Origin of the sequence: Microcoleus sp. B7-D4 (assembly GCF_036705125.1) — a bacterium.
Taxonomy (GTDB): Bacteria; Cyanobacteriota; Cyanobacteriia; order Cyanobacteriales; family Microcoleaceae; genus Microcoleus.
Genome location: NZ_JAUBTT010000082.1, coordinates 1 through 12,331, shown reverse-complemented (window position 1 = coordinate 12,331; position 12,331 = coordinate 1). Strand labels below are relative to the sequence as shown.

The following is a 12,331-nucleotide window of genomic DNA, read 5'->3' as shown; positions in this document are numbered from 1 at the left end:
CTGTCAACTGTCAACTGTCAACTGTCAACTGTCAACTGTCAACTGTCAACTATCAACTGTCAACTGTCAACTGTCAACGATCAAAACTTTTAGGGCCTAGCATATCGGATGCCAGACCCTAAAAAGTTTGTAAATTCAGTTGATTCAAGTGGGTTTTTAGCTCTGCTGAGTTTCAGCCAACTACAACTAAGGTGGACTTTTTTGCTTGCAACTACTCTGCATACGAGCTAGCTATCAGCGGAGTCTATTCAGACTTCTGTGTTTGACTGTTCTGCGATCGCAACTTTTGATTAATCCAATAGCCTCAAGCTATCTAACCAATACGAATCGCAATATCAACCTTTCTGTGCTAATAAGCTACACGGTTCAGGCGTTGCCTGCGAACTAGAGCCGATCGGGACAAATACTCTAATTCCAAATTTTTTATCCAAGTTTTTTGTGCTTCTTGGTTTTGCCCCTCATGTTTTTAAGTTAACACCAACTGCGCGCCTAAAAACACTTTGTTTACCAAACTTGACACTTTTTGATGTGACGAAATACTTCCAAAAGCGATTATTAACAATTTGTACGATCGCCCGATACCGCAACGTGCATAGCCGGCACTATTTGCTTGGTGTCAACGCAGCAGAGCTTCCCAAGTTGCGCGGCCGACAATGCCGTCTGCTGGCAGTTGATATTGTCGCTGAGCCGCCTTGACAGCAGCTTGAGTTTCCGGGCCAAACACGCCGTCAGCACTCACGCGCAAAAATCCCTTGGCCCGCAGCCGTTCTTGCAAATCTCTGACTGCCGGCCCGCGCATTCGTCTTCTTAAAACGGGAAAATTGGTGGGCTGCGCTTCGGGGCTAATCTCTGAGTTGTCGGCAGTTGGGGGAATGTTGGCTGTGGGGTTTTCGACCATCGCGCTCCGAGTCGCAGGAAACAGCCGGTTCCAAGTATCTTGACCGACTATGGCGTCGGGAGGCAGGCCTGCTGCTTCCTGGAACTGAGACACAGCTCTAGCGGTGCTTTGTGAGAAAATCCCGTCTACAGTGCCAGTATAAAAGCCCAACAATTGAAGAGCAGCTTGGAGTTCGATGACTTCCGAGCCGCGGCTGCCCAATTTGAGCGTGGGGCGGACGATCGCACCTGTTTGAGCGATCGGGCTGTTGCTGTTACTCTGTTCGGAGGTAGGTAGCTGTGCGACAGCAGGAGTAGGGGCGATCGATCCCATTACCAATAAACCGCACAAACTCCAGCCGAAGAGCAAACTGGGAACCTCGCGGGCTTTATTCCAGGTTGCTGTCAAGTTTTGGGACATTGGGAATTCGACCTCTGCAAAACTGGTAGCGATCGTACATCAAATCTGGAAAAAATTTACGCATCGGGCATGGGGCATTGGGCATTGGGCATTGGGCATTGGGCATTTCTGATTCCCCTCCCTTCCCTTTCCTAAAAATAATTTATCCCCTGAAATAGCTGCAATTGGCAAAAAAACTGCTAGATTGCCCTACAGAAAACATTGAACCGCGTTCATTGGGCCCCAGCAACACCATGTCCGAATCCATAACCGCCAGCCAAATAGACATCGGCAACGTCAACATCGGGAACTTCCAAGTCGGCAGCATCAGCGGCACCAAATACAACGACCTCAACGCCAACGGCCGCCCTGATCCTGGAGAATTCCCCATTCCCAACTGGCAAATCTACCTCGACCTCAACAACAACGGCCAGCCTGAGTTTAACGAACCTTCCACCCTCACAAACCCGCAAGGCAACTACATCTTCGCCAACCTGCCGCCGGGAACTTACCAAGTTAGGGAAGTCCAGCAGCCGAACTTTCGCCAAACTACCCCAAATCCCGCACCCATCACGATTACCAGCGGCACAAATGCTGGCAATATCAATTTTGGCAACAACTTTAACGCCGGGACGATCGCAGGCACAAAATTCAACGACATCAACAACAACAGCAGCCGAGATCCTGGGGAACAAGGGCTAGCTAACTGGCAAATTTACCTCGACCTCAACCGCAACAACAGGCTCGACGGTGGCGAACCGGTTACTTTGACAAACGCTCAGGGCAATTACGCTTTTGTCAATATTCCCGCAGGTACATATTTGGTCAGAGAAGTCCAGCAACCGGGTTTTCGCCAAACCACGCCTGACCCCGGCCCGGTTAACGTTACTTCCAACGCGACTGTCAACAACATCAATTTTGGCAATGTCTTTTTTGTCGGCAGCATCAGCGGTCTCAAATACAACGACCTCAATGCCAACAGCGTCAGAGATGCGACAGACCCGCCTCTGGCTAACTGGCCAATTTACATCGACCTCAACGGCAACGGCAGCTTTGAGCCCGGCGAACCCAACACCATCACAAACCCCCAAGGCAACTACACTTTTGCCAATGTTTCTCCCGGCCGGTATTTGGTGAGGGAAGTCCAGCAACCGGGATGGGTACAGACTACGCCAAATCCAGGCCCGATCGACATAACTGGCAATACCAATGTTGTCGGCGTCAATTTCGGCAACAATTTTCCTACCGGCAGCATCAGCGGCTTCAAGTTCAACGACCTCAACGGTAACGGTATCAACGAACCGACGGAACCGAGAGTTGCCAACTGGCCGATTTACCTTGATTTCAACAACAACGGCGGCCGAGACCCCAACGAACCTTCGACTTTAACAAACCCCCAAGGTAATTTCTCTTTTATCAATTTGCCTCCAGGGACTTATGTGGTGAGGGAAGTCCCGCAGCCCGGTTTTCGACAAACCACGCCAAATCCGACTCCGATCGCCGTGGGCAACGGCACAAATGCCACTAATCTCAGCTTTGGCAACGTGTTGGTAACGGGCACGATCAGCGGTGTGAAATTTAACGATTTTAACGCTAACGGCCGCCTAGATCCGGGGGAACCGCCGATCGCCAACACTCAGATTTACATCGACCTCAACAACAACAGCAGTTTAGATCCGGGCGAAGCGAGTACCTTAAGCGACGTTCAGGGCAATTACAGTTTCCGTAACGTTCCTGTAGGTAGTTATGTTGTCAGGGAAGTTCCGCCGCCCGGTTTCATTCCAACGACTCCACCTGCGGTGGTTGTTGTCTCCGCAGATATTCGGGCTAGCAGCATCGATTTGGTGATGCCAGATGCTGAGGGTTGGTCGGCTAAATCCTTGAAGGGCGACCTGCTGACGGATGCCAGCAACTATACCGGGCCCGAAACTGCGGGTAATATGGGGGCGGATAGCTTGCTTTTGAGCGAGGGTCGTGATAGTTATCGAATTAGTGATTTTTTTGTCGATCGACCTGTTGCCAATTTAGGCAATATTCCTAACATTGGGCCACAGAATGTCGGTCTGGATACTTATGCACAAGTCGGTGAATTTGTCAATAAAAATGAATTAATTAAAGGGGCGATCGCTCACTCGTTTGTGCCGATGGGCGCGAGAGATTTCGGGGTTATGTAGGGTGACACATTCGCTCGATCGCCCGGAATCCCAAACCGCAGATAAAAATCAGGAAGAGGTTAAAGGGCGATCGCGTGATACCCTATTGTTGGCAACCTCCAACACTCAAGCCTAAGTTCCGGCAACTCCGAAGCTGGCTTGTATATTGGGTGCAATATTCAGAGGCAGTAGCATCTCTGTCAGTGAGAAACTATCAGGTAATTCCCCCAAACCCGATCGGCGTATTTCCAGGCAAAGCAAGTCATATCAAGTCCGGTAGATCGATCGATGCTGGGATATCTGTCATTGGCAATCCCAGAGGAGGCGAGCGTCAAGGACAGCGAACCAGGACGAACAAGAACAATGCAGCCGGACTTGATATCAGGGGGGAGAAGTCAGTCTTAGGCTTTTTAAAGCTCGAAACAGCAAGTATGTACGGACAGAGAAGGTGTGCAAATCCTGAAGATGTTGCCCTCAAATTGCCAGGGTTCTTCAAAACCTGATATACTTGCCAGCGACAAAGCTTGAGGCATTGTTGTGTGAGATGGGAACATTACCTCAAGTACAGACGTATGTAAAATCGAGTAGCGGTTGTCAGCTATTAGTAAAAACTACTCAGCAAGTTACAACCCATACAGTAGTCTGTAATTTACGTGGATTTAGGTGTGAAGGAGAGAAATCATGGCAGATTTAGGTTTAACTAACGAAGAGCAATTGCTCACAGCCCAGCAACTACAGCCAGTTGTGGTTGGGAATGCTGGCCCGGCAATTTTAGGAATCAAGTTCTTTGACCAGAACCGGGATGGCATCAGACAGGCAAATGAACCTGGTCTGGCGAATGTCAACATCCGCCTCGAGTCAGCAAGTACCACAATATCAACCACGACGGACGCTAACGGCGCGTTCTCATTCATAAATCTTGTCCCGGGCAATTACGTACTCAGGGAAACCGTAATACCTGCTAATTTGACCCCTACTACTCCCAACCCCCTCGCTGTCACCGTTGGCAACAGAAATGTCAACGTTTTCTTTGGCAACGGCCCAGTCGATGTAGGCAGCCGAATCGTTGGATGCAAATATTTAGACATAGATGCCGACGGCTTCCGAGACGGGAATGAACCGGGGATTAAAAATGTCAGGATATATATTGATTCAAATGGCAACGGTCAACGCGATGCAGGGGAACAGAACACTTTAACAGACAAAAATGGTGCATGGTCGTTCAACGTAGCACCCGGAACCTACAAGATTCGGGAAGAACGGATCAGACGACAGATTAATTCTGTTACCGGACTAGAAGTTAATGCTACGGATGCAGAACCCTTAGAAACACAAGATTTTCCCCAAAGCACTCCCCCCGGCAACGTTCCCATACTGGACGTGACGGTAGCAGCCGGTCAAACCTTTGCCTGCGCTCAAGTTGGCGATACTCCGCTCTATCAAATTGAAGTTAACAAATTTCGCGACATAGACCGCAACGGCTTGCGAAATGTGGTTAGTGGAGTATTGGAACCCGCCATTGCCCGAGTACCGTTTATTTTAGATGTGAACGGGAACGGTCGCTGGGATGGAGCAGGCTCGGAACCGATAGCCATCACAGATGCGAACGGAGTCGTTACCTTCAAGGATTTGCGAGCTGGCAATTACAGAGTGTTGGAAATTTTTCCAGGTGTACTGCCTGCAGAAGTAGGTGGCGGTGCCCCAGGAAACCTGAATGCTCCAGTAGCAACCACTCCAAACCCCGCTCTGGTTTCGGCACCAGGGCCACAGGCGCGATTCCAGGGTACTATCAGCAGAGAGCAACCGCTGCTAGTAGCAGACTCAACCTACACGCTGAAACCAAACGACCCTAAATTCGTAGACACCAACCGCGACGGCGTTCAACAACCAGGTGAAAGATCGATCGCGACCACTGGTGAGCGGCCAATTTTTGCAGCGCCAGTTACAACTTTACCAGCGCCCAACCCATCGCCATCACTTACCTTTACTCCGGTTGGAGCTACTCAGGGTATTGGCAATAATGCAGGTGTGGGCAACACTCTACCACTCATCAATGTCTTCAAATACAACGACTTGAATGCCAACGGTCGCTACGAACCAAATCAGGGTGAAGCGCCAATTAGGGGTATCACTGTCTTCCTGGACACCAACAATAACGGGACTCCCGACACTGGCGAACAGCAACTGATCACAAATGACCAGGGAAGAGCTGCCTTTTCCAACTTGGCACCGGGCAACTATGTCGTCCGAGAAGTGGTACCGCCGAATTTCTCGCCTTCTACTGCAGATCGCGTTGATGTTACCCTGAACACTCAGGACGCCAACGTTACCTTTGCCAACACACCTAACAGCAACATCACCGGTTGCAAGTTTGAGGACTTCAACCTGAACGGTTATCGAGATGGAAATGAGCCAGCAATTGCGGGTGTCACCATTGCTATCGATACCAATGGTGACGGTGTGTTGCAAGCAACAGAGCCCACTTCTATTACCGATCAGTTTGGTACCTTTGCATTCACCAATTTGCGCCCTGGCAATTACAGCGTTCGGGAAGTATTACCTTCGGGCTTCTTCAAAACGACTCAACCGCTGGATATTGTTCTCGGTGCGAATCAAACCTTTACTTGTGCTTTGGTGGGTAACTCTCGCCGCTATGACCTCTTGGTTCCTAAATTCCGAGATGACGACCGCAACGGTATACGCAACGGAAACGAACCGCCCCTGGCCGATGTGCCCTTCACTTTGGATTTCAACGGCAACGGTCGCTACGATGCTGCAACAGAACCGCTGGTGAGAACTGATGCTGCTGGTATTGCTCGGTTTAATAATTTGTCTCCAGCCAGCTACTCGGTTTTGGAAGTCTTCAATACTCCGGGCGTTACCAACAATTTCCCGATCCCAACTGGGCCCAACCCGGTTAGCTTTGACGTGCCGGGCCCTAACACAGTGCCTACGACATCTGTGACGACCCCAGACCCATCGGGAATAGTAAGACTAAGTAGCATGCAGGGGGAGGATCTGCTGATTGGTAAATCTCCGGAGGAGCCAACTCCTACCGATCCTCTGAATAACCCCGGCATTTCACTTGATGCTACGGTTAAGGCCAGCGTCGATCACTTGCTCGGAGGTAGTCCAGGTATTAGCTTTGCTAATGAGGATCTGACCAGTTTAAGCCCAGTGGCGAGTGCAATACCTGTATTGGTGCCTGGAGATCTGACCAATTTACTGCTAGGTACTACGACTACTACTGAGCCTAATTTGTTTAATGTTAACTAGGGTTTCTAGTTCGAGACTTAGCAATTAGCAGCTAGCTTGTTTAAACAGCACGTCAAATGATGTTTTGGCGTGCTTTTTGCTGTTTTGACAATAATAACAAGCGGTTTCGATCGCCCGAACTGTCTTTAGTAGTAGACTACGATCGGCAAAAAGAGCGATTCCCTAGTTACAGAAAACCTTTATTTATAGAGGTAGAACTTAGAGGAATATGTTATGCCAACTCAACAACAAACCAATCCGGCTCAACATCAAGAACAGCAACCCGGTATTGAATCCGAGATGACTCCGCAACCTCAATCCTTCGCGGAGGGATATCGCGGTAGCGACAAATTGCGCGATAAAGTAGCCTTAATTACTGGCGGAGACAGCGGTATCGGGCGTGCGGTAGCCCTCGCCTTTGCCAAGGAAGGCGCTAACGTAGTCATCAGCTATCTTAACGAAGATGATGATGCCAAAAAGACCAAAGAGGCGATCGAACAACAAGGCCGACGCTGTATTGCGATCGCCGGCGACATCGGCGATGAAAGCCTCTGTCAAAACCTTGTAGAACAAACAGTTAAAGAATTCGGCCGCCTCGATATCCTCGTCAACAACGCCGCCGAACAGCATCCCCAAGAAAGCATCGAAAACATCACCGCCGAACAATTAGAGCGCACATTCCGCACCAACATTTTCTCAATGTTTTACCTCACAAAAGCCGCTCTCAAACACCTCAAAGAGGGAAGTGCAATTATCAACACTACCTCTGTCACCGCTTACAAAGGCAATCAACAATTGCTAGATTACTCCTCCACAAAAGGAGCAATTGTTGCCTTTACTCGCTCTTTGTCTCAAAGTTTAGCTGAGAAAGGAATTCGCGTCAACGGAGTCGCCCCCGGCCCGATTTGGACGCCTCTAATTCCTGCAACTTTCCCTGAAGAAAAAGTGGAGAAATTTGGTGCAGACACGGCCTTGGGACGCGCCGGTCAACCCGATGAAGTTGCCCCCAGTTACGTGTTTTTAGCTTCCAAAGATTCGTCTTACATGACGGGTCAAATTTTGCATCCCAACGGAGGATCTGTGATTAACGGCTAAAATCTTCTTGCTTCCAATGCTCGTAGGGGCGGGTTTTACCGAAAATCTTTGAATGAAATTCATAATATAAATAAACTCGCCCCCGAGTTGTGGAGGGCGGGTTTATTTATATTATGAATTAGCCGAAATATCTTTCGTGAAACCCGCCCCTACAAATAATATATATATTTATTTATTTATTAAAATTGTCTTTCAAAAAAACAGTAATCCCGCCACATTGGTAGCGGGATTGATAGGTTGCAGTTTAGCTAGTTTTGAGCTCAGCTAGAGCTACAATTAGCTTGCTGCTGAATTAGCTCAGGTTAGCCATTTCTTGCTGGATAGTGCTTTTGGCTGCTTTGAATTGAGTAGCCATTTGTTCCATTTGTGCTTCGCTCAAGTTGCGGCGAATGTGAGGGAACATATCGTTTTCTTCTTGTCGAATGTGATCTTTAACCGCTGTTTGGAGCTGTTTGATTTGGTCTTTGAAATCAGAAGAACTAGGGTTGAGAGCCTTAATTTGGGCAAGCATCTGCTTCATTTCTGCTTGCTCGCTGTACAGTTCTTGAGTATTGCCGTAGTAGCTGCGAACTGCGGGATAAACAACTTGTTCTTCTGCTTCTGCGTGAACGCTGAGGTCTTTGTAAAGTTGACCGAAGAATTCTTGCAGTTTTTGAGGATCGTCGGTGCTTGCGATTTCCATAAATAGGGTATCGGTTTTGCGGTGATCCATTGAGATGATTTCGGTGATGTTCATCTCATCTTTGCTGCGGGTAACTGCACCGCCGATGATGCCTGTCATGGCTGCCATTGCATCTTGCACGCGAGCCCAAACGCCTTGGTCGGGGTCTTTGCCGGTTAGTTCGCGCACGCCTAAAATTTCGAGAACTCCTTTGAGTTGTTCTTGGTGAGCGCGGTTCTCAAAGTTAACTGTGTTGAGCGGGGTAATGGCAGCTTCGATGTCGGCGCCGACTACTTGAGCAGCTTTGTGAATTAACAAACCAGCCATTGTTTGTTTGTGTTTGAGCAGTTCGTGCTGGGTGACTTTTTCAAACAATGTGAGTTCAGAACCTTGCATGAGTTTCTGAACTTCTTCAATCATTTTGGCGCTGGTTTCTTTGGGTTCGGTTTGAATGCCGTATTGAACGATTACGGTTTCTAATACGCCCAAGTTTTTGCGATCGTCTTCGAGCATATCCCGGAAGCGCTGGGCTAGTTCGGAGTCGTTGCAGGAATTGATGAACAATTGCTCGTTGGCGATCAACAGATTTTGCAGCGCTTTCATGTCTGCTAATTTCATCGCGATCGCTTGGCGCTTGGTATCTTCTAAGGTAGCTACCATCAGTCGTTTCTCCTCTTAAGGTCTTTAGTGTTCTTACATCTCTTAATTTATTGATATATTCTGATAACATCCTCTTTCTCCCGACTGATTCATTAATATCCCGTGCAACCTATTGACTTTTGAGCAAAAAAATGGTAATAAATTAAGGCTCAAGGTTGTTTGAAAAAAAGCAAAAATTACTTCCTGACCACTGCCCACTGCCCACTGCCCACTGCCCACAGTCAACAGTCAACAGTCAACAGTCAACAGTCAACAGTCAACAGTCAACAGTCAACAGTCAACAGTCAACAGTCAACAGACTTTTGTATCAATTAATCCCGATCGCAGAGCTGGAAAGCGCTACCATAGTTGCAGCCGAAGTTAACTAAAGTTTAAGAATAACTAGCTTGTCTCAACTGCTCACTGCTTTAGAGTTCCCAGCCAATGTCTGGAAGCTGAATAATGGGTTAACGGTCATTCACCAGCGGATTTCGGCCACACCGGTGGTCGCGCTAGACGTATGGGTGAGGGCTGGCGCTACGCTGGAGCCGGATTCTTGGTCGGGAATGGCTCATTTTCTAGAACACATGATATTTAAAGGGACGGATTCGATCGCCCCTGGAGAATTTGACCAAGTAATCGAAAATCGCGGCGGTGTCGCGAATGCAGCTACAAGTCACGACTACGCGCATTTTTTCGTCAACGCTGCGGCTGATTATTTAGCAGAAACAGCGCAGCCACTGGCAGAATTGCTACTGCGGGCTTCGATTCCGGATCGGGAATTCGATCGGGAGCGAGATGTGGTGCTAGAAGAAATCCGTCAAGCTCAAGACAATCCCGATTGGCTGGGTTTCCAAGCAATGATGGAAACAGTTTACCAGCGACATCCCTACAGGCGATCGGTACTCGGCACGGAAGAACTGCTGATGTCGCGAACTCCCCACGAAATGCGCTGTTTCCACCGATCGCACTATCAGCCGGAAAATATGACAGTGGTGGTAGTCGGCGGAATTGATGAACAACAGGCCAGAGATATTACGGGAAAAGCTTTTGAGGAGTTTTCCGATCGGTGGGATTGTCCCAAATTAACCGCAGAGGCGGAACCGCCACTGATAGAAATTCGCCGTCAGGAACTCTGTCTCCCCCGATTGGAACAAGCGCGGCTGATGATGGCCTGGACGGGTCCGGGAGTTGAACATTTGCAAAGTGCTTGCGGCTTGGATTTGCTGTCAGTGTTGCTGGCAGACGGGCGGACTTCGCGTTTAGTCAGGGAACTGCGGGAAGAATTACAATTGGTAGAGGCGATCGACAGCACTTTCTCATTGCAACGGGAATCGAGTTTATTTACTATCAGTGCAGTCTTGGACGCGAAGGATGTCGAAGAGGTGGAATCTCGGATTTGCGATCGACTTTGGCAATTGCAGTCTGAGCCTGTTTCCGAGGTAGAATTGCTGCGCTGTAAGCGTTTGCTGTGCAACGATTTTGCTTTCTCGCTCGAAACGCCGGGACAGCTAGCGGGTCTTTATGGATATTACAATACGATCGCCACTGCCGAATTAGCGCTCAGCTATCCCACCAGGATTAAAGCATTTGGGCCATTAGACCTCCAGCGCCTAGCTCAACAATATCTCTCTCCCCGACGCTATACGGCCGTGGTACTCAAACCAATCTAATAACGGTGGACGGTTAATTGAAAAAAGGTAAAAGAAAACTTGCAACTAAAACAGCAAGAGCGATGGTTACATTAAGTCACGATCGTTTTAAGCATATGCCATAAAAAGTAGATTTAGGTGGATTCCTAGATTTACCGGGTTAAATGTATCTGTTACTGTGGTCAACAATCAACAGCGAACAGTCAACAGTCAACAGTCAACAGCCAACAGTCAACAGTCAACAGTTAACAAAGAATTCAATGAAAAATGAAATCCAGCGCACGGTTTTAGACAACGGTATTGTTGTCTTAGCAGCAGAAAATCCAGCAGCAGATATTATTGCAGCTAGGATATTCCTGCGGGCCGGCAGTCGCTACGTGCAGCCGGAACAAGCAGGATTGTGTCACTTGCTGTCGGCGGTAATGACTAAGGGAACCGATCGGCTGTCTTCGCTGGAAATTGCCGAGCGTGTAGAATCGGTGGGAGCGAGGTTGAGTGCCGACTCTACTACAGACTATTTTTTAGTGAGTTTGAAGACGGTTTCTGCAGATTTTGAGGAGATTTTGGAGTTGGCGGCGCAATTGACCCGATCGCCGAATTTCCCGGAAGCTGAAGTCGAGCTCGAACGCCGCATTGCCATATCGGCAATTCGATCCCAACAAGAACAGCCATTTGCGATCGCCTTCGAGCAATTGCGGCACGCGATGTACCAGGAACATCCCTATGCTTTCTCTCCCTTGGGCACGGAAGCTACTATGTCAAAGCTCACCAGAAACGAGCTCGAACAGTTCCACAAAACCTATTTCCGTCCCGATAATGTAGTTATTTCTGTAGCCGGCAGAATCTCGACTGAAGATGCGATCGCCCTGATCGATCGAACTTTTGGGGACTGGAAAGCGCCTTTAACACCCCTGCCCACTTTAACCGTACCCCCCCTATCACCTTCCCCTCAATCGGTCGTTAAGGCGCAAGATACGCAGCAATCAGTGATTATGCTGGGCTACCTCGCACCCTCTGTCAAAAATCCCGACTATGCAGCGATTAAGTTGCTGAATACTTATTTGGGTAACGGTTTGTCGAGCCGATTGTTTGTGGAATTGCGGGAAAAGCGGGGCTTGGCTTACGACGTTTCCGCGCTCTACGCGACGCGCTTGGACACGGCTCAGTTTGTCGTGTACATGGGTACGGCGCCGGAAAATACAACGACTGCTTTTGAAGGATTGCGTACAGAAGTCGATCGACTCACCAGCATCCAACTAAGCGAGGAAGAATTGCAAGCTTGCAAGAATAAAATGCTCGGTCAATATGCTTTAGGAAAACAAACTAATTCGCAAATTGCCCAAGTTTTAGGCTGGTACGAAATTTTGGGATTGGGAATTAAATTTGACCAGCAATTTCAAGAAGAAATTGCACAGGTGACAGCTTCACAAGCGCGGGATGCTGCTAAGAAATACTTCATCGAACCGTATATTTCTTTGGTGGGCCCGGAGGCGGCGATTACAGAGTTGGGAGTGGCGGCTGTTTGTTAAGGAATGAGAATTAAATAACTTCCACTCTTGAAAGTGGGATGGGCGTCCCGCCCGTCCTTTTTGGACGGGCG

General features: G+C 48.7%; 10 protein-coding genes. 7 read left to right on the top strand and 3 right to left on the bottom strand.

Annotated elements, in window-relative coordinates; genetic code table 11:
* Positions 1–616: 616 nt before the first annotated feature.
* Both QUB12_RS27535 and QUB12_RS27530 read right to left on the bottom strand, forming a co-directional pair.
* Positions 617–1,297 carry a peptidoglycan-binding protein gene (locus QUB12_RS27535; RefSeq protein WP_333309293.1) on the bottom strand — a complete coding sequence of 227 codons (681 nt, stop codon included), beginning with the start codon at positions 1,295–1,297 and terminating at the stop codon, positions 617–619.
* A complete protein-coding gene (locus QUB12_RS27530) occupies positions 1,266–1,403 on the bottom strand; it encodes a hypothetical protein (protein ID WP_333309291.1) in 138 nt (45 codons plus the stop codon). The genes QUB12_RS27535 and QUB12_RS27530 overlap by 32 nt, the downstream gene beginning before the upstream one ends.
* A gap of 127 nt (positions 1,404–1,530) precedes the next feature.
* Here QUB12_RS27530 and QUB12_RS27525 point away from each other — a divergent pair, with 127 nt between their 5' ends.
* The 4 genes from QUB12_RS27525 (at position 1,531) to QUB12_RS27510 (ending at position 7,779) form a co-directional block, all read left to right on the top strand.
* Positions 1,531–3,450 carry an SdrD B-like domain-containing protein gene (locus QUB12_RS27525; RefSeq protein ID WP_333309290.1) on the top strand — a complete coding sequence of 640 codons (1,920 nt, stop codon included), beginning with the start codon at positions 1,531–1,533 and terminating at the stop codon, positions 3,448–3,450.
* 149 nt (positions 3,451–3,599) lie between these two features.
* Positions 3,600–3,932 (top strand): hypothetical protein, encoded by a 333-nt coding sequence (locus QUB12_RS27520; protein WP_333105307.1) that lies wholly within the window; start codon positions 3,600–3,602, stop codon positions 3,930–3,932.
* Positions 3,933–4,110: 178 nt separating this feature from the next.
* Positions 4,111–6,705 (top strand): SdrD B-like domain-containing protein, encoded by a 2,595-nt coding sequence (locus QUB12_RS27515; protein WP_333309288.1) that lies wholly within the window; start codon positions 4,111–4,113, stop codon positions 6,703–6,705.
* 213 nt (positions 6,706–6,918) lie between these two features.
* The gene (locus QUB12_RS27510) at positions 6,919–7,779 is read left to right on the top strand and encodes an SDR family oxidoreductase (protein WP_333309286.1); all 861 of its coding nucleotides are present in this window, start codon (positions 6,919–6,921) and stop codon (positions 7,777–7,779) included.
* Between the two features lie 292 nt (positions 7,780–8,071).
* Here QUB12_RS27510 and QUB12_RS27505 read toward each other — a convergent pair whose 3' ends face one another.
* On the bottom strand, positions 8,072–9,100 hold the full coding sequence (locus QUB12_RS27505) for a hemerythrin domain-containing protein (protein WP_333145193.1): 1,029 nt from the start codon (positions 9,098–9,100) through the stop codon (positions 8,072–8,074).
* A 155-nt stretch (positions 9,101–9,255) separates the two neighbouring features.
* Between QUB12_RS27505 and QUB12_RS27500 the strand changes: the two genes are divergently transcribed.
* From QUB12_RS27500 to QUB12_RS27490, 3 genes are all read left to right on the top strand, one after another.
* Positions 9,256–9,468 carry a hypothetical protein gene (locus QUB12_RS27500; RefSeq protein ID WP_333309284.1) on the top strand — a complete coding sequence of 71 codons (213 nt, stop codon included), beginning with the start codon at positions 9,256–9,258 and terminating at the stop codon, positions 9,466–9,468.
* 18 nt (positions 9,469–9,486) lie between these two features.
* Positions 9,487–10,752 carry a pitrilysin family protein gene (locus QUB12_RS27495; RefSeq protein ID WP_333309282.1) on the top strand — a complete coding sequence of 422 codons (1,266 nt, stop codon included), beginning with the start codon at positions 9,487–9,489 and terminating at the stop codon, positions 10,750–10,752.
* Positions 10,753–10,991: 239 nt separating this feature from the next.
* The gene (locus QUB12_RS27490) at positions 10,992–12,260 is read left to right on the top strand and encodes a pitrilysin family protein (RefSeq protein WP_333139391.1); all 1,269 of its coding nucleotides are present in this window, start codon (positions 10,992–10,994) and stop codon (positions 12,258–12,260) included.
* Positions 12,261–12,331: the final 71 nt, after the last annotated feature.